Origin of the sequence: Mycobacterium cajalii (assembly GCF_045809005.2) — a bacterium.
Classification (GTDB): domain Bacteria; phylum Actinomycetota; class Actinomycetes; order Mycobacteriales; family Mycobacteriaceae; genus Mycobacterium.
Genome location: NZ_CM141436.1, coordinates 5,457,828 through 5,474,840 on the forward strand (window position 1 = coordinate 5,457,828; position 17,013 = coordinate 5,474,840).

The following is a 17,013-nucleotide window of genomic DNA, read 5'->3' on the forward strand; positions in this document are numbered from 1 at the left end:
ATGTGTATCGCGCTGTCCTCGACACCTGTGCCCTGGTGCCGAGCCTTCAGCGTGACTTCCTGCTGCAGTTGGCCACCGAGGAGGCGTACGCGCCCATCTGGGGATCTGGCATTCTCTTCGAGCTGGACTACGTACTGGCCGGCCTGCACGACAAGCGCGGGATCAGCGATAGCGCCAGCCGCCGACGGCACCTTTTCGATCAGCTGAAGCAGGCGTTTCCGGGCTCGGAGGTCCAAGCCCCCAAAGACCGGGAGTACAGCTACGGGCTCAACGATCCCGATGACGGCCACGTCGCCCACGCCGCGATCATCGGTAAAGCCGACGCCATCGTCACCGACGATCGCCGGGCCGGGTTCAGCACAGCACGCGTGCTCGTGGAAGCCGATATCGAGACCGTGCACCCACATCAGTTCGCCGCCAACACGGTGTCAGCACACCCGTATGCAGGAGTGCGTGCGTTGCAAGAGATGTCGAATCGCCGAACCAACCCGCCGCAGACACCGGAGCAAATCCTCGAACAGCTGGTGACACGGCACAACATGACCGAGGTCGCTGAGATCTTGCTGCCGCTGGTGGCAGAGGGCCGCGGCGAACCGGCAGACCAACCTCGATCAACTTCAGGCGACTGAAATTCACACGCCCGGGCACTGCCGGCACGTTCTGACCCCCTCGGCGATGAGGTTCAGCCGCCGGCGTCGGGTCTCGCGTGCCATCTCGAATCGCCTCACCGGTACCCGCCAGGACGTGGCAGTTCGCCGCGATGCCGCAACCTTTCGCCGCGTACCACTGCCCCAGTGCGAGGCTTTCCGCGGCGAGGAGAATCAGACTGTATCCACGCCGTATCGAAAGGGGCTGAGATGTGGCAGGAGGGAGACGCAGCTGTAGGCGATCTGCTGAGATCCCCAGCGTTCGGACCGGTCGACCGGATGCAGGAGCCGCTCCCCGTAAGCAACTGGTAGGCAGATCGCGGAATCCTGCTCAGCTCAACCGAACTCAACCGGACCGCGTTGTTCAGCCTAGCGGCGCAGTGTTGAGGGAACGACGAACCGGACTGGGTGACGTTCCTCTGGCACGTACTCGCGTGGGGAGTGGTGGGCGACTATCGGAACGCTTCGAAGATCGTCACCAATGCCGGCGACGCCGAACAGCGTGCCCGGTTGAACGGCATCTTGCGGGCCGCCGAAGCGAGCCGCCACGGTGACATCCGCTCCGCCTACACCGCGATCCACGGCAGAGTTGCCCGTCTGGGGCCAGCCTTCTTCTCGAAGTTCCTATACCTCACCTCGGACCGGGACTTGCCGGGGTCGCGGTGCCTGATCCTCGATTCCCGGGTCAGCGCAGCGGTTTTCACACTGACCGGTCGTGAATACTGGAAGGAGACGGCGGCGACGTACGAGCACTTCTGCCGCGAGGTCCACCGGTGGTCCGAGTTGTTCGGTGAGCCGGACGACGTCATCGAATTCAGGCTGTACCAGTTCGGCCGGCTGATCGCCTCGTCACGGTGGCGGTGGCTCCATGCCGAAGCCTCGCTGTACCGCGAAGGTCAGCGCCACGTTGGGTTCGACGACATCGCCGAGCGGCGAGCGCGTCTCATGGGCTGGATGGCCGTCTTGGACGATCGAAGCGGACAGCCGGCACGACACGTCGCCGCAGAACTATTGGCCAACATGGCGCCGCGAGATCGATCCCGTCGAACGCCTTCCAGAACGCGGCGATCACGGGCTGACCGTATCGCCAGGCGCGGAACCTGGCGACGATTCGAATATTCCGCCGAGGCAGGCCCGCTCAACCGCGGCACACTGCGCCCGCACCTCCGGCACCGTCGGCGACAGCTGGTACGCGTGGTGGTGACAGAAGCCGGTCAACTGGTGCCAGGCGTCGATGAGCGCCGGACCCGCCGGTGTCTTGTCGAGGGACTTGAGCACCGCCAGTCTCGCCCTCGCGGTCCCGACAACTACCTGGACTCCCGTCAGCTCCGCGCAACGGGCGTCGATCAGGTCCTCCACGGCCCGCCGCGCGAGGAACGCCGCCAACCGGGCGGAGTTGCCCAACGCGGTGCGGTCCGGGGAGTCGAGGAGTTTGTCGGCTCGTGCGAGCAGGACCTCGGCATCACTGGTCACCGGCCCTCCACGATGTCGCGGACGGTGTGGCGGAGATCGCGGATGGTGCCGCGGTCCAGATTGGCCCCTCGATGGGTACCCGACGCGGAAATCGCCAGTGTCGGGAACCTGTGCGTCCGATACGCCTTCCAGCCGGACACGTCCCCGTCGGCGGACCCGGTAACCGTGAGCGCCACCCTCCGCTGGGTGGTCTTCGCCTCCTCCCACGCGGTGTCGGTCTCGTGGTAGGGAACGCCGGCCTTCGCGCTTTCGCCGAAGTACCGCTGGTGCGCGGCGGCTTCGATCGCCATCCGGAACAGGCCTGGTGCCGCCTTCCGCTTGATCAGGTCGTCGATGTCGTCGTCGAGGATGAGGGCCTCGGCGTCGGCGACGTACCGGTCTGCGGGTAGGTCGTTCGCCTTCACCACGACCAGCGACCCCTGCTCGCGGGTGACGTCGAGCAACTGGGCCGGCACCGATCGTGCGCGGATCGCAGCCGGCAACCGGTCGTCGTGCGAGAACACGATCACCTGCCGCGTCTTACCGAGCTCGACAAGCACGTCGAGGAACCCCGCAATCTTGGCAGGGTCCATCGCTTGGATCGGGTCGTCGCGCGCGAAGACCGGCCAGGCGCTGTCTGACCTCCACGTCGGATACGAGGACGTTGAGCCATACCCCATTCCGGCTCGATCACGTCCTGAATTTCCTCACCACTCTCGGCCTGTGCGTGGCGATCATCGTGGGAGTCATCGGCGTCGCCCTCATGTCCTGGCGACTGCACTCACCCGAGACGTACGAGGAAAGGTTCGCAACACCGGCCCGACTTCTGCGCTGGCGACTGTGGACTTACGCTTCCTGGCACAGGCTCTGCAAGCGCTGCGGCTTGGCCGCCTCCGAACAGGTCACTCGCCGTAACAAAGAAGGGCAGCAGGTCGCCTCCACCCGCTGGTTTCATCCGAAGCTGCTGGGAACCGACGTATCTCACACCACTCTGCGCTTGACGGTACGGGCACGGATGGGGCAGACCGTCGAAGACTTGGAGCGCGCCGTTCCCGCGATTCGCGACGCTGCCGGCGCACACTCCGCGCGATCGGTTGTCGTGTCGCCGGGAACACTCCGAATCGAGCTGGTCATGCGGGAGCAGCTGTCAACGGTAGGTCACGCTTCCCCGCCGACAGTGGTAGCGACAACGCGCGTCGCGCTTGGGCGGTGCGAAAACGGATCAGCCTGGAGTTTGCCATTGAGTGGTCGGCACACCCTCACGGTGGGCTGCTCCGGTGCAGGCAAAAGGTTCCGTCTTCTGGGGTATCGCCGGCAATCTCGGCCCCGCTGTTGCCGACGGTGTAGTGCGACTGGTGGGAATCGATTGGGTGCGGCTCTCCTGAAGTGACGGTTATGCGGCCCTGGGGATTTGGCCGTTGAGGTAGCGGATTTGGTGGACGCGGTGCCGTTCTTGGTCGAGGTGGTAGCGCCATTAGTCGTCGAAGTCGTCGTTGCTGTGTAGTGCGCGGAGTTTGAGGATGGCTTCGGCGCCGGCGAGTCCCCAGCGGGCTCCGGTGATGTCGAGGCGGTCTTTGACGAGGTGGCGGCAGGCGCCTTCGATGACACCGGTGGCGATGGGCCAGCCGGACTTGAGCGCGGTCGGGTAGTCGAGATGGGTTGCTTTGGCGGTCAGGTAGTTTGCCGCGTCGTCGGCGTTCTTGCGTGTGCCGCGGGTGAGTCCGGCGGTGGTGGCTCGGCGGCGGATGCCGGTGGCGACGGCGCGTGCGTTGCCCTCCAGGACGGCGGTGGCCTTGTCGCGTACCCAGGTTTGGGCGGCTGGATCGGCCTCGGTGAAAAAGCACCACGCTGCTTTCCACAGGTATTCCAGGACGTGGATGAAATCGACCACGGTGGTGACGGTGACGCCGCGCGCGGCGGCTTCGGCGTGGATGCGTTCGATCTGGTGATTGTTGCCGTCCACCAACGCGATCCAGGTGTGTTCGTGGTTGGGGTCGCGGCGTTCGGCCTCGTCGAACACCGAGGCGATGACGGTGGCGGCGTCGGCGGCGACGCTGGCGGTCAGCCATTTGTCGTCGGCTTTGGGTGCGTGCCCGGTGGTGTCGTGCTGCGCGGTGGGCAGGATGTCGTCGGCGGTGCGGGGCACCGGTGTCACGTGGTAGACGGCGCCGACCTCGGCCAGGCGTTTGCAGTTGCGTTTCTCGCCCTTGGACAGCCGGGCGGCGAGTTTGGGCGCGGTGGCCGCGGCGGCTTTGGCGGTGGCCGGGCGCAGCGCGTCGCGGCGCATCACGATGCCCTTGCCGTCTGGGCGCTGTGGCCTGTGTCAGGGGTCGGTGGTTCGCGCTGGTCGTAGAAGTCGTCGAAGTCGGCCGCGGCGGCGACGGCGAGTTGTTCGACCTGCCGTTTGCCCACGGCCACCCCGGTGCCGCGGTCGATCGCCGCGGCGGCGTCGTCGAACGAGCCCCGGGTGGCTTCGATCGCGGCGAGGCGACGCAGTCCGTGGGAGTGCTTCTCGGTGGGCAGGTTCCACGCGGCGTCGGCGGGGTGCAGGTTGGTCTGCCCGGGCGCCCGGTAAGCCATGCGGGCGACGGTGACCTCGCCGAACACGGTCGTCAGGGCGCGGGCGTGGCCGGCTTCGACCCTGCTTCGCCTCACCCCGTCGACCCCGGTGACCCCGGTCAGGCGTGGTTCCCGCTGGGCACGCAGGTCGGTGTGGTCCTGATACAGCTGGCGCAGCAGGTCACGGCCCCGTGTGTCGAGCTGGGTCTCGAGCTCGGCGTGCTCGAGCCCGGCGGCCGCGGCGCCGTCGAGCCAGTGCACCGCTTGATCGAACAGCTCACGGGAGCAACCGAACGCGTCGCCGGCCACGATCGGCGCGCTCACCGCCGGGCCCGCTTCGCGGAGGCGAGTCGAGCCGCCAACGCGGCGCGGCCGGCGTCGCCGGCGGCCACCAGCTCGGCTTCGGCCGCCCGGTAGCGCGTTACCGCGGCCCGCACCGACGCCACCTCGGCCTCGGGCAGCATCACGAACCGGGTTCTGCCTCGCTCGGAGAACGAAAGCACCGTCGACTCGTGCAGATCGCCGGCAGTGCAACGGCATCCGGGCTTGCCGCAGCGGCGTCGATGGATCACCACTGAGCCGCGGATCATCCCCGCGGGGTCGTGTTCGGTCATGTCCGGGTCACCCTCCCATACGGAATACTGCTAGTTAGCCACTAGCAGATTCTCCCACACGAAACCGCTATCTACCTGCATATATCCCACGTGTCGGACGATCACTTGCCGGACGTAGAACCCGATCCGGCCATACCAGCGGCCGCAGACAATGTCAGGCCGCTACGTCACTCCAGGAGAGCCGCACCCGAATCGATTTGAAGTACGGCATCGAGTTGTCGATCGGATCCGGTCTGTTTACCAAGATCGCCGCTACGGAGGCCGATGCCGTGGAAACCCTTGCCGCGCTGGAGAAGCTGATGAATAACCGCGGCAACGCGATGGCAGGCCACACACGCGAACATAGTCCGACCACGGCCTCACCCCTGTTGGTTCTTCTCATCGATGAGCTGGCCGGAGTGACGGCTTACATGAGCGACCCGGCCCTACGTAAGGAAGCGGCCGCGTCGTTGTCACGCATTCTCACCAAGGGCCGCGCCCTGGGCATCGTGGTGGCCGCGTTCCTGCAAGACCCACGCAAGGAAGTTCTACCGATGCGGGGACTGTTCACCCAAACCATCGCGCTTCGACTGCGTTCCCGAGAGGAAGTCGCGATGGTGCTGGGCGACGGGATGGCCGATGCTGCACCTGCACACCGGATCAGCCCTGACAGACCGGGCACCGGCTACGTCATCGCCGAGGACGACCAAGTGACCAAGGTGCGATCCGACTACTGGTCCGATGAGCAAATCCGCACCACCGCAAAGCAATACGGACGTGCAAACTCACCTGGAGGAAGGGCAGCTCAATGAGTTCCATTTTCGAACCACCCGACCAGGACCAGGTGGCGCGGTATGCCGATGACCTGACCCGCCGCGCCAACCTCGTCCGCAGAGACAGATGGGACCAGTACCGGCACATCTGGTCGCGCGGCGAAGTCCTCGGCACCGCCCTGGTCCTGCGCGGCGACACTGAACTCCAGCGATGCGGTGAGACAACGGATTCCGCATTGGAACGGTGGGCATATGACCTCTGGGGAATCACCGGCGGCCAGTTCGACGTCGACACCGGATTGCAGCGCACCCGCGCCTGGTTCGACTCGATCCGTACTGCGAGGTGAAGCGATGGTCACTCACGGCCTCCGGGATGCATTCGTCACCGCAGGCAATTTCCCTGAGTTACTGACAGCGGAGCAAGTGTCGGCGCTACTCGGCGTCTCAGCCGCCACACTCAACCGCTGGGCAGCGATGCGCGAGACGACCGGCGAGCAGATCGGCCCGCCCTGCTACACATTGTCCGAGCGGGTGCGTCGGTGGGACTGCGCCGAAGTTCGGTCCTGGCTGAAGCAGGTGCGTCGGTAGTGGCCGGCAACACACCACGCGGAATCCGAAAGCGCCTCAACGCAGCCGGGGAGCCTCGTTACCAAGTCCGCTACCTAATCCGCGACCCCGACGCCGCATCCGGTTGGGTCGAAACGTCTGCCACATTCCCGACTCTGCGCGGGGCCAAGGCGTTCAAATCCGAACGCGACAACGAAGCCGCCCTCGGTGCGCGTCGGTTCGATCCCCGCCTCGGTCGCACACCACTGCAGCGGATCTGGACGCAGTTCTCCGAATCCAAGAAACCGGCGGTGTCGCCGAAAACCTGGAGTGGCTACACCCAGCACTGGGAACTGCGCATCAAACCGCGATTCAGCCATATGCCTGTCGACGAGATCACCCGCGCCGATGTCCAAGCGTTCGTTGACAGCTTGACCGTCGGGCCGTGGGCGAAGGTGTCGACCCTGCGTCTCCTGCGCTCGATCCTCGATGTGGCACACCAGGACGGCCGAATTCACCGAAATCCCGCCCTCGGCGTCTCCGCGGGCCGCATTCCCGAGCGGGAACGGCACCGATACCTGACCGCTCAGGAAGTCCAGGCGCTCGCCACCGCGTGCGGGGACCAAGGCGGCGTCGTCACCATCCTGGCCTACACCGGCCTGCGCTGGTCCGAACTCGTCGGCCTCCGGGTCAAGGACATCGACCTCGGCGCCCGTCGCCTCTACGTCCGACGGGTAGCGCCCGAAGTCGAAGGCCGCATCGTCATCGGGCCACCTAAGACGCGCGCCGGTATCCGTACCGTCCCGCTCCCCCAGGTCGTCGTCGACATCCTCGAAACACGGATCGGCGGTCGGGCGCCCGACGAGCCCGCCGTCACCTCACCCAATGGCGCGATGCTGCGCTCCAACAACTGGCGTCGACACAGCCACTGGAACAAAGCCCTCAAGAGGACCAATCTGGCGCCACTGACCATCCATGACCTACGGCACACGTACGCCAGCCTGGCCCGCAAATCCGGCGCCGACCTTCGCTACGTCCAGAAGACCATGGGCCACTCGACGCCAACCGTCACCGCGAACATCTACAGCGACCTCTACTCCGACGAGCTGGACCAGGTCGCAACGAACCTCGATCAGCTTCACGCGACCGAGATTCACCCACCGAAGACCGGACAAGAACCGGACAAGCAAAACTGACAACCGAGTGCAAGAGCCGTGTCAATGCAGCTCAAGAGTGGTGGCCAGGGCCGGGATCGAACCGGCGACCTTCCGCTTTTCAGGCGGACGCTCGTACCGACTGAGCTACCTGGCCGGAAGGCAACGGAGTGCCTCGCCGTGCTGGCGACCCTGACGGGACTCGAACCCGCGACCTCCGCCGTGACAGGGCGGCGCGCTAACCAACTGCGCCACAGGGCCTTGCTGCTGCTCCGCGTCACCGCGTCGCCGTACCCCCTACGGGATTCGAACCCGCGCTACCGCCTTGAAAGGGCGGCGTCCTAGGCCGCTAGACGAAGGGGGCCAGAACCGAATCTCTCCGGGGTACCCGCAACATGGTTACGTTGGGAGCCACGCCAGCTTAGGTCACCGTGGCCCCAATCCTCAAACGAGCGCCTCCGTGGTACCCAGTATCCTGATCTTTCTGCCCCTATAGCTCAGTTGGTAGAGCTACGGACTTTTAATCCGCAGGTCCTAGGTTCGAGTCCTAGTGGGGGCACCACACCAGCAGTACATGAGCGCCGAACACCGGCTGTCACCTCGCAAGACGCCCGGCACCGGAGCTTCAGCCGATCGTCAGCAGCAATCGACGCGCCGTTAACGGGTATCGGGCGGGCCGTTGCGGGCCGGACACACCGGCCACGTGCGTTCCGCGCCGACGGTTCGCGGCGATCGCGTCCGCTCACCCGACGGCATGACACGCCGAGTGCGCATCGGTGGGGATGAATCGCCCTGCTGACAGATCTCGTGAGCGGCGTCGGACGCAGCGGGGCGCAGTCGTCCGTCGGCCGCGACGCGGGATGGCCCCGGTTCAGCGTCAAAACGGCTTGGCTATGCTTCCGAGGATGACTGTTGATGCGGCCTCCCCGAACGCGCCCGTAGCCCTGGTAACGATGGAAGTCCGTCACCCAGCAACGGATTCCCTCAACGAATCATCGAGCGGACAGCTCAAACATCTGCTCGCCGACCATCTGCCCATCGAGCGCCAGGCCCAGGATGTGGCATGGGGCATGGGCGCCGGCGGCAGCCCCCAGCCGACCGCCGAGCGCTTCACCCGCTACGTCAACCGGGACAACACGCTGGCCGCCTCGATGAAGAACCAGGCCGTCGTGATCGAGACCACCGCCTACTCCAACTTCGAGGCGCTGCTCGAGATCGTGATGCAGGTCGTCGACGCCCGCTCCCAGGTCTCCTCGCTCGTCGGCGTGGAGCGCATCGGCCTGCGCTACGTCCTCGAGGTCCGGGTCCCCGTGGGCGTGGACGGACGGGTCGAGTGGGCCAACTGGATCGCCGAGCCGCTGCTCGGGCCGCAGCGCATCGCTCCCGCCGGCCTGATGCTGACCGAATGGCAGGGTGCCGCGGTCTACCGCGAGGCCAACCCGGGCAAGTCGATGATCGTGCGCTACGGCCCCGGCATGGGACAGGCGCTCGACCAGAGCTACCACCTGCGCCGGACCATGCCGACCCAGCAGGGACCGTTCTTCCTGCTGGACATCGACAGCTTCTGGACCCCGACGGGAGCTATTCCCGAATACGACCGCAACGCGGTGCTGACCACCTTCCAGGACCTCTACGACCCGGCGCGCACCGTGTTCCAGGAGATGCTCACCAGCCGTCTGAAGGACGACCTGCTGAGCTCGTAGCCGTAGCCGCGTGCTGGGGCGCCCGCGTCAGCGCTCTAGGTGGCTGGTGTTTTTCGCGTGGCGTTGACCGGGTAATCGGGTGCGGTCGGCGAGAATGGTTGGGTGAGTTTGGGTTTGACGCCGAAACAGGCGGATTTGTGGCGGTCGACGGTGGATTTCTGCGAGGGCCGGGTGGCGCCGGACTCGATTTACAGCGTGCTGCACCGGGAGTGCTTCAACTTGTTCGGCGATGAAATGTTCGCCGACTTGTTCACCGATGTCGGCCGGCGCAGCGTGCCGCCGATGATAGTGGCGGTGGTGATGGTGTTGCAGCGCATCGAGGGGCTTTCGGATCGGGAGGCGGTGGATCGGTTCGCGTTCGACGCGCGGTGGAAGTATGCCGCGGGCGGGCTGGACTTCGATTATCCGGGGTTTGTGCACACCGTGTTGGTGGACATGCGCGCGAGGCTGGCCCGCTCGGATCGCCCGGACCGGATCTTTGAGGTCACCCTGCAAGCGGCCAAGGCGGCCGGGCTGGTGGGCCGTAAGCGGGTGCTGGACTCGACCCCGCTGTATGACGCGGTGGCCACCATGGACACGGTCACATTGATCCGCTCGGCGATCCGGGGACTGCTGGCGGTCGCCGGCGCGGAGCTGCAACCCGCGCTGCGGGCGCGGCTGTCCCGCGACGACGACTACGTCAGCGCCGGCAAACCGGTGTGTGACTACGACGACGTGGCGGCGCGCGAGGCGCTGGTGGACGCGCTGGCCCGCGACGCGTCTGCGCTGCTGGCCTGCCTGGATGAGCAGGCGCTGAAGCCCGAGGTGGACAAGGCGGCCAAACTGTTGGCCACCGTGGTCGGCCAGGACCTCGACCAAGACGCCGCCGACGGGATATTCCGCATCGCGCGCCGTGTGGCCGCCGATCGGGTGATCTCCACGGTGGACCCGCAGGCACGCCACGGCCACAAGACCTCCGCGCGGGGTTTCGACGGATACAAGGGTCACATCGCGATCGACCCCGACGCCGAGATCATCACCGCCACCGAAGTCACCGCCGGCAACGCCGGCGACGCCCAACCCGCCACCGACCTGCTGGCCGGCGACCTACCCACTCCGGTGACCAGCGACACCAACACCGCCGACGGAGATTGCGTTGATCCTCAGGACGACTCGAGCCTCGGTGCAAGTGCTGGCACGACGACCGCGGCCAGCGCGGTCGGTGATGGTGATGGCGACGGGAGCGCCCCCAGCGTGTGCGGAGCCCAAGACCAGCGATGCCCGGCGGTTTACGGCGACGCCGCCTACGGTGCGGGCAAACTGCTGGCCGTGTTGGAAACCGCGGGCGCGGAAATCTTCACCAAGGTGCAGCCACCGACCGCGCCGGGTGGCCGCTACGCCAAGGACCGCTTCGTCATCGACCTCGACGTCGGCACGGTCACCTGCCCGGGCGCGGTGACCGTGCCGATCCGCCCGGCCAAGGGCGGCGGCGGCAACGCGGTGTTCGGCCCGGCTTGCGCCTGCTGCCCACTGGCCGAGCAGTGCACCAGCTCAACCGCCGGGCGCACCATCGCGATCAGCCGCTACGAGGCCGAACTCACCCGTGCTCGCACCACCCAAGCAGATCCGGGCTGGGTCGCCGACTACAAGGCCACCCGGCCGAAAGTGGAACGCAAGATCGGCCACCTGATGCGCCGCCGCCACGGCGGCCGCCGTGCGCGCGTGCGCGGCACCACCAAGGTCGCCGCCGATTTCTCCCTGCTGGCCGCCGCGATCAACCTCGCACGCCTGGGTGTGCTCGGATTACACCGGGAAGGCGCAAACTGGGCCGCCGCCACGACCTGAGGCCGGTCGGCGATGCCAACCGGCCCACCAGGACCGCCTGTAGACCAGCCAAGCAACGGAATCGCCAATCCCGACAACCGAATTCACCTGAGCTAGGAACCGCTCACGACCACACGAGCATCGCCCAATAGCCCGACCGGTCAACCAGCGCCCCCACAATGGCCGTTCGACACCAGCCACCTAGCACCGCGCTGGTGTAGGTGACGTCGGCGAAGGCCGCGGCGACGTCGTCGTCGGGATAGGTGAACCCGCTGGCCGCGTGGAGTTCTTTGACGCTGGTCGTCGACGTCCGCCAGCGGCGCTGGTTCAGGTTGTCGGCGACGTGGCTGCGCTGACCGTGATAGACGAGATCGTTGAAGTCGATCTCGAACCCGAGCTCGCTCATCCGATCGTGGTGGGCGCGCCAGCGCTTGTCGGCGAAAATCGCGGTGTCGGGCACGAATTCGAACGCCAGGCGGCTGCCGGGAGCACTCAGCGCGGTGATGTTGTCGAACAGCGCGTCCTGGGCGGCGTCGGGCAGGTAGACCAGCAGACCTTCGGCGCTCCACGCCGTGCGGGCCTGCGGATCGAAGCCCGCGGCCCGCAACGCCGCGGCCCAGTCGTCGCGCAGGTCGACGGCGACCGTGCGCCGCTCCGCGGTCGGCTCCGCACCGAGATCACCAAGGGTCAGCGTCTTGAACTCGATCACCTCGGGCATGTCGACCTCGTAGACGACGGTGCCGGCCGGCCACGGCAGGCGGTAGGCCCGCGCGTCCAGACCCGCCGCGAGGATCACCGCCTGGCCGACGCCGCCGCGCGCCGCGTCGAGAAAGAAGTCGTCGTAGAACCGGGTGCGGCAGGCCATCCCCTCGGCCATCCGGTGCGGATCGAACTCCGACTCCCCGCCGACCGGAATCTGGCCGTTGACCAACCGGACGTAGACGTCGATGCCGACGGCGCGCACCAGCGGCGCGGCGTACGGGTCGTCGATGAACCCGTCGTCGGATGCCAGCGCCCGCTGAGCCGCGACCATGGTCGCCGTCGCCCCGACGCTCGTCGCCAGATCCCAACGATCGCTCTCCGTGCGCGCCATGGTGCTCCCTGTGCCGACTCGGAAACGAAGAAATATAGACAATCTAGTTACTACCACAGGCCCGGCCTCCCCCGCCGTCGGCGCTAGCCTGCGATCCATGACCGACTTCGCGCAGCGCACGATCGACCTGGCCCGCCGCAACGTCGCCGAGGGCGGTCGTCCGTTCGCGACCGTGATCGTCCGGGACGGCGCGGTGCTGGCCGAAAGCACCAACCAGGCCGCCCAGACCAACGACCCGACCGCCCATGCGGAGATCCTCGCCATCCGCGAGGCGTGCCGGAAGCTGGGCACCGAGCACCTGGTCGACAGCACCATCTACGTGCTCGCCCACCCGTGCCCGATGTGCCTGGGCTCGCTGTACTACTGCTCGCCGCGGGAAGTGGTGTTCCTGACCACCCGCGAGGCCTACGGGCAGTACTACCTCGACGACCGCAAGTACTTCGAACTCGCCACGTTCTACGAGGAGTTCGCGAAGAACTGGGAGCGCCGGCGGCTGCCGATGCGTTACGAACCCCGGGACGCCGCGGTGGATGTCTATCGGTTCTGGAACGAGCGCAACGGCGGCCGGCGCACCTCGACACTCGTCCCGGCGCGCTGAACACCCGACTCGGCGGCCGCACCAGTCGCACTGTGAAACACGCTGCGCGGGAGGGACTTACGACACGTTCGGGCAGTAGTGCTTGGGATTGTCGCGCTCGTCCACTGGTGGCAGGTTGCGCGCCGGGGTCTGCGCCAGCGGCGTGTCGGCCGGGATTCGCCCGTCGGCGCGATCCCATCCGGCGCGGGCCCGCGGATGCTTGCGGAACCGCGGGGGCACCAGCGCGAACGCCAGGCGGACGGCGTCGCCGAACCGCCGGTGCAGCCATTCGTCGCGTGCCGACCAGGTGTAGCCCATCAGCTCGCGCACCGGCGGGTCGTAGAGGCCGACGGTCACCCAGACGAAGAACGGCGCCATCAGCTTGCGCTGGGCGGCCCATAGCCAGGCCGGAACCCATTGCGCGAACGGTGGTTTGGCCAGCTCAGTCAGGTCGAGCACCGCACGCGCCGCGTAGTTGTTCTCCAACACGTTGCGGCACATGTGATCCCAGTAGGCCTGGAATTCCTCCCACGACGCCGGCACCGGTCGCATGCTCATGCCGTACATCCGATACCACTGGACGTGCTCGTCGAAGAGCTGCCGCTTCTGCTCCTCGCTCAGCCCGCCGCAGAACCGCTCGGCTACGTGGATCGTGCCGACGAAGAAGGTGGCGTGTGCCCAGTAGAAGACGTCGGGGTTCAGCGCGTGGTAGCGGCGGCCCCGTTCGTCGACGCCCTTGATCTCGGTGTGGTAGTCGCGCACCTCGGCGCCGGTGACCGGGGCGCGGTCGCCGTCGAACACAACGCCGCCGATCGGGTACAGCGAGCGCAACAGGCGCGGCCAGCGTTCCCGGAAGAACGTCGAGTGGTCGATGACGGCCGCACCCAACTGCGGGTGCATGTTCTGCATCGACCCCGCCCACGGACCCTGCAGCATGCCGCGCCAGTCCCCGAAGTACCGCCACGTGAGCGAATCGGGGCCGAGCGGGACGGGCGGAGCCTCGTAACCCAGCGGCGCCACCGGGCATCCGGCGGCCACGCCGTCGGCGCCGGTCGCGCCGTCGATGCCGCTCGTCAGCGGACTGCCTGCGGACGTATCTTGAGTCACTGTTGAGATCCCCGTGGCTGTCGGTAGATTTTGACTACACGCGTTGTCATTTTCAGCTTAGGAGCGATGTGCCGTCCGGTCAACGACGGAGCCGTTGGACCGGCGTCCCCTTGGAGAGTCGCCATGCGCTGCGCCGCGACGACCTCGTTGCCGCCGGTGTGCAGCTGCTGGGCAGCGACCGCGGACCCGCGCTGACCGTCCGCGCGGTGTGCCGCGAGGCCGCGCTGACCGAGCGCTATTTCTACGAGAGCTTCTCCGACCGCGACGAGTTCGTGCGCGCGGTCTACGACGACGTGTGCACGCGGGCGATGAGCACGCTCACCTCGGCGAAGACGCCGCGCGAGGCCGTCGAACGCTTCGTCGAGCTGATGGTCGACGACCCGGTCCGGGGCCGCGTGCTGCTGCTCGCGCCGGCCGTGGAGCCGATCCTGACCCGCTCGGGAGCGCAGTGGATGCCCAACTTCATCGACCTGCTGGTCCGCAAGTTGTCCCGGATCGGCGATCCCGTGGTGCAGAAAATGATCGCCACCAGCCTCGTCGGCGGTCTGTCGAGCCTGTTCACCGCCTACCTCAGCGGCCAGCTCGGCGCCACCCGCAAGCAGTTCATCGACTACTGCGTGAACATGCTGTTCGTCACGGCGGCGCCCTACGTCCCCGCCCCCGAGGCGGACAATTCCGAGTAGCGGGTTTCGGCGGTGCCACACCGGCGAGCCCAGGTCAAAGGTGTTCCGCACGTCGGTATGCCGAAATGTGACCTCGCCACGCTGGCCACGCGCGCGGAAACTTGATGCTACTGGAGTACACAGATATATTGACCGCTACTAATCGACACACATAACTGGAGGGGCGATGTCCGCTGAGCTGACGGACCTACAGCTGTTGCGGGAACTCGAGCCGGTCGTCGAGAAGTACATGAACCGGCATCTGAGCATGCACAAGGACTGGAATCCGCACGACTACATCCCGTGGTCGGACGGCAAGAACTATTACGCGCTCGGCGGCCAGGACTGGGACCCCGAGCAGAGCAAGCTCACCGACGTCGCCCAGGTGGCGATGGTGCAGAACCTGGTCACCGAGGACAACCTGCCGTCCTATCACCGCGAGATCGCGATGAACATGGGCATGGACGGCGCGTGGGGACAGTGGGTCAACCGCTGGACGGCCGAGGAGAACCGGCACGGGATCGCGTTGCGCGACTATCTGGTGGTCACGCGCGCCGTCGATCCCGTGGAGCTGGAAAAGCTTCGCATCGAGGTGGTCAACCGGGGCTTCAGCCCGGGCCAGAACCACCAGGGTGAGTACTTCGCCGAGACCCTCACCCACTCCGTCCTCTACGTCAGCTTCCAGGAACTGGCCACCCGGATCTCGCACCGCAACACCGGCAGGGCCTGCAACGACCCGGTCGCCGATCAGCTGATGGCCAAGATCTCGGCCGACGAGAACCTGCACATGATCTTCTACCGCGACGTCAGCGAGGCCGCGTTCGACCTCGCGCCCAACCAGGCGATGAAATCGCTGCACCTGATCCTGCGTAACTTCCAGATGCCCGGCTTCCAGGTGCCCGAGTTCCGCCGCAAAGCCGTCTTCATCGCTGTCGGGGGGGTCTACGACCCGCGCATCCACCTCGACGAGGTCGTCATGCCGATCCTCAAGAAGTGGCGCATCTTCGAGCGCGAGGACTTCACCGGCGAGGGGGCCGAGCTGCGCGACGATCTCGCCGTGCTGATCAAGGAGCTCGAGCAGGCCTGCGACAAGTTCGAGGTGTCCAAGCAGCGCCAACTCGACCGGGAAGCCCGCACGGGCAAGCGCGCCACCGCCCAGGAGCTGCACAAGACGGCAGGCAAGCTGGTGATGAGCCGTCGGTAGCGCCCGTGCGGATCGGTCCTATCACGCTCGCCAGCCCGGTGGTCCTGGCCCCGATGGCGGGCGTGACCAACGTTGCTTTCCGGACGCTGTGCCGTGAGCTCGAGAAGGAAAAGGCCGGCACGGTCAGCGGCCTGTACGTCTGTGAGATGGTGACCGCCCGCGCGCTCGTCGAGCGCCACCCGGTCACCATGCACATGACGACGTTCGCCCCGGACGAGTCGCCCCGGTCGCTGCAGCTCTACACCGTGGACCCCGCCACCACGTATGCGGCCGCCAAGATGATCGCCGACGAAGGCCTGGCCGACCACCTCGACATCAACTTCGGCTGCCCGGTGCCCAAGGTGACCAAGCGCGGCGGCGGGGCGGCGCTGCCGTACAAGCGGCGGCTGTTCGGCCAGATCGTCGCCGCGGCCGTCCGCGCCACCGAGGGCACCGGCATCCCGGTAACCGTCAAGTTCCGCATCGGCATCGACGACCAGCACCACACCCACCTGGACGCCGGCCGCATCGCCGAGGCCGAAGGCGCCGCCGCGGTGGCGCTGCACGCCCGCACGGCGGCACAGCGCTATTCCGGCACCGCCGACTGGGACCAGATTGCCGCCCTCAAGCAGCAGGTGCGCACGATCCCGGTGCTCGGCAACGGCGACATTTACGACGCCCGCGACGCGCTGGCGATGATGGCCAGCACCGGTTGCGACGGCGTCGTCATCGGCCGGGGCTGCCTGGGCCGGCCGTGGCTTTTCGCCGAGCTCTCGGCCGCGTTCACCGGCACCACCCCGCCCGTCCCGCCCTCCCTGGGCGAGGTCGCCGACATCGTCCGGCGGCACGGCCGACTGCTGGCCGCCCATTTCGGGGAGGACAAGGGCATGCGCGACATCCGCAAGCATGTCGCCTGGTACCTGCACGGTTTCCCCGCCGGATCCGAATTGCGGCGGTCGCTGGCCATGGTCACGACGCTCGACGAACTCGACTCGCTGCTGGACCGGCTGGACGGGACGGTTCCGTTCCCGGATGCGGCCACGGGCCCGCGGGGCCGGCAGGGGTCGCCGGCCCGCGTCGCCCTGCCCGACGGCTGGCTGAACGATCCGGACGACTGCACGGTCCCGGCCGGCGCGGACGTCATGCACTCCGGCGGCTGAA

Annotated in this window: 17 protein-coding genes, 4 tRNA genes and 3 pseudogenes; 14 read left to right on the forward strand and 10 right to left on the reverse strand. The window is 67.1% G+C overall.

All coding sequences use genetic code 11. The features are described 5' to 3' along the window. Positions 1-2: 2 nt before the first annotated feature. Both ACJ512_RS25980 and ACJ512_RS25985 read left to right on the forward strand, forming a co-directional pair. The gene (locus ACJ512_RS25980) at positions 3-629 is read left to right on the forward strand and encodes a PIN domain-containing protein (RefSeq protein ID WP_407689516.1); all 627 of its coding nucleotides are present in this window, start codon (positions 3-5) and stop codon (positions 627-629) included. 462 nt (positions 630-1,091) lie between these two features. After that, positions 1,092-1,412 (forward strand): annotated as a pseudogene (locus ACJ512_RS25985) (8-oxoguanine DNA glycosylase OGG fold protein); the annotation flags it as partial. Positions 1,413-1,715: 303 nt separating this feature from the next. Here ACJ512_RS25985 and ACJ512_RS25990 read toward each other — a convergent pair. Next, the gene (locus tag ACJ512_RS25990; protein ID WP_407689517.1) at positions 1,716-2,120 is read right to left on the reverse strand and encodes a hypothetical protein; all 405 of its coding nucleotides are present in this window, start codon (positions 2,118-2,120) and stop codon (positions 1,716-1,718) included. Beyond that, positions 2,117-2,692: a hypothetical protein gene (locus ACJ512_RS25995; protein ID WP_407689518.1), complete on the reverse strand. Its 576-nt coding sequence runs from the start codon at positions 2,690-2,692 to the stop codon at positions 2,117-2,119. The genes ACJ512_RS25990 and ACJ512_RS25995 overlap by 4 nt, the downstream gene beginning before the upstream one ends. Before the next feature lie 104 nt (positions 2,693-2,796). Between ACJ512_RS25995 and ACJ512_RS26000 the strand changes: the two are divergent. Further along, positions 2,797-3,466 (forward strand): annotated as a pseudogene (locus ACJ512_RS26000) (cell division protein FtsK); the annotation flags it as partial. A gap of 107 nt (positions 3,467-3,573) precedes the next feature. On the opposite strand, the gene ACJ512_RS26005 reads toward ACJ512_RS26000, so the two are convergent. Genes ACJ512_RS26005 through ACJ512_RS26015 form a run of 3 tightly spaced genes read right to left on the reverse strand, consistent with a single transcriptional unit; the run spans position 3,574 to position 5,272 of the window. Next, positions 3,574-4,386: an ISKra4 family transposase gene (locus ACJ512_RS26005; protein ID WP_407689519.1), complete on the reverse strand. Its 813-nt coding sequence runs from the start codon at positions 4,384-4,386 to the stop codon at positions 3,574-3,576. After that, complete coding sequence (locus ACJ512_RS26010) at positions 4,386-4,982, reverse strand: hypothetical protein (protein WP_461479888.1); 597 nt, start codon at positions 4,980-4,982, stop codon at positions 4,386-4,388. The genes ACJ512_RS26005 and ACJ512_RS26010 overlap by 1 nt, the downstream gene beginning before the upstream one ends. Continuing rightward, on the reverse strand, positions 4,979-5,272 hold the full coding sequence (locus tag ACJ512_RS26015) for a DUF6788 family protein (protein ID WP_407689855.1): 294 nt from the start codon (positions 5,270-5,272) through the stop codon (positions 4,979-4,981). The genes ACJ512_RS26010 and ACJ512_RS26015 overlap by 4 nt, the downstream gene beginning before the upstream one ends. A 191-nt stretch (positions 5,273-5,463) precedes the next feature. On the opposite strand from ACJ512_RS26015, the pseudogene ACJ512_RS26020 reads away from it, so the two are divergent. From ACJ512_RS26020 to ACJ512_RS26035, 4 genes and pseudogenes are all read left to right on the forward strand, one after another. Beyond that, positions 5,464-6,063 (forward strand): annotated as a pseudogene (locus tag ACJ512_RS26020) (cell division protein FtsK); the annotation flags it as partial. Next, the gene (locus ACJ512_RS26025; protein ID WP_407689699.1) at positions 6,060-6,371 is read left to right on the forward strand and encodes a hypothetical protein; all 312 of its coding nucleotides are present in this window, start codon (positions 6,060-6,062) and stop codon (positions 6,369-6,371) included. The pseudogene ACJ512_RS26020 and the gene ACJ512_RS26025, both read left to right, overlap by 4 nt. A gap of 4 nt (positions 6,372-6,375) precedes the next feature. Further along, complete coding sequence (locus tag ACJ512_RS26030) at positions 6,376-6,612, forward strand: helix-turn-helix transcriptional regulator (protein ID WP_407689698.1); 237 nt, start codon at positions 6,376-6,378, stop codon at positions 6,610-6,612. Further along, complete coding sequence (locus ACJ512_RS26035) at positions 6,612-7,766, forward strand: tyrosine-type recombinase/integrase (protein WP_407689697.1); 1,155 nt, start codon at positions 6,612-6,614, stop codon at positions 7,764-7,766. Before ACJ512_RS26030 ends, ACJ512_RS26035 begins: the two co-directional genes overlap by 1 nt. Positions 7,767-7,804: 38 nt before the next feature. On the opposite strand, the gene ACJ512_RS26040 is transcribed toward ACJ512_RS26035, so the two are convergent. The 3 genes from ACJ512_RS26040 to ACJ512_RS26050 form a co-directional block, all read right to left on the reverse strand. Then, positions 7,805-7,881, reverse strand: a tRNA-Phe gene (locus ACJ512_RS26040). Between the two features lie 27 nt (positions 7,882-7,908). Further along, positions 7,909-7,985 (reverse strand) — tRNA-Asp (locus ACJ512_RS26045). 30 nt (positions 7,986-8,015) lie between these two features. Beyond that, a tRNA-Glu gene (locus ACJ512_RS26050) sits at positions 8,016-8,088 on the reverse strand. 122 nt (positions 8,089-8,210) lie between these two features. Here ACJ512_RS26050 and ACJ512_RS26055 point away from each other — a divergent pair. The 3 genes from ACJ512_RS26055 (at position 8,211) to ACJ512_RS26065 (ending at position 11,251) form a co-directional block, all read left to right on the forward strand. Beyond that, positions 8,211-8,286, forward strand: a tRNA-Lys gene (locus ACJ512_RS26055). Between the two features lie 331 nt (positions 8,287-8,617). Beyond that, positions 8,618-9,427 carry a TIGR04255 family protein gene (locus tag ACJ512_RS26060; protein ID WP_407689696.1) on the forward strand — a complete coding sequence of 270 codons (810 nt, stop codon included), beginning with the start codon at positions 8,618-8,620 and terminating at the stop codon, positions 9,425-9,427. A gap of 102 nt (positions 9,428-9,529) precedes the next feature. Next, entirely contained in the window at positions 9,530-11,251 is a 1,722-nt protein-coding gene (locus ACJ512_RS26065; RefSeq protein ID WP_407689781.1) for a transposase, read from the forward strand. 103 nt (positions 11,252-11,354) lie between these two features. Here ACJ512_RS26065 and ACJ512_RS26070 read toward each other — a convergent pair whose 3' ends face one another. Continuing rightward, positions 11,355-12,323, reverse strand: coding sequence for a class I SAM-dependent methyltransferase (locus tag ACJ512_RS26070; protein WP_461479889.1), 969 nt, complete (start codon positions 12,321-12,323; stop codon positions 11,355-11,357). Positions 12,324-12,420: 97 nt separating this feature from the next. On the opposite strand from ACJ512_RS26070, the gene ACJ512_RS26075 reads away from it, so the two are divergent. Next, positions 12,421-12,921 (forward strand): nucleoside deaminase, encoded by a 501-nt coding sequence (locus tag ACJ512_RS26075; RefSeq protein WP_407686923.1) that lies wholly within the window; start codon positions 12,421-12,423, stop codon positions 12,919-12,921. Between the two features lie 57 nt (positions 12,922-12,978). Here ACJ512_RS26075 and ACJ512_RS26080 read toward each other — a convergent pair whose 3' ends face one another. Next, positions 12,979-14,007, reverse strand: a complete 1,029-nt coding sequence (locus ACJ512_RS26080; protein ID WP_407686924.1) for an oxygenase MpaB family protein — start codon at positions 14,005-14,007, stop codon at positions 12,979-12,981. A gap of 68 nt (positions 14,008-14,075) precedes the next feature. On the opposite strand from ACJ512_RS26080, the gene ACJ512_RS26085 reads away from it, so the two are divergent. From ACJ512_RS26085 to dusB, 3 genes are all read left to right on the forward strand, one after another. Next, entirely contained in the window at positions 14,076-14,690 is a 615-nt protein-coding gene (locus ACJ512_RS26085) for a TetR/AcrR family transcriptional regulator (RefSeq protein WP_407686925.1), read from the forward strand. A 166-nt stretch (positions 14,691-14,856) separates the two neighbouring features. Then, positions 14,857-15,873, forward strand: a complete 1,017-nt coding sequence (locus tag ACJ512_RS26090; protein WP_407686926.1) for an acyl-ACP desaturase — start codon at positions 14,857-14,859, stop codon at positions 15,871-15,873. A 5-nt stretch (positions 15,874-15,878) separates the two neighbouring features. Next, positions 15,879-17,012 (forward strand): tRNA dihydrouridine synthase DusB, encoded by a 1,134-nt coding sequence (gene dusB / locus ACJ512_RS26095; protein WP_407686927.1) that lies wholly within the window; start codon positions 15,879-15,881, stop codon positions 17,010-17,012. Position 17,013: the final 1 nt, after the last annotated feature.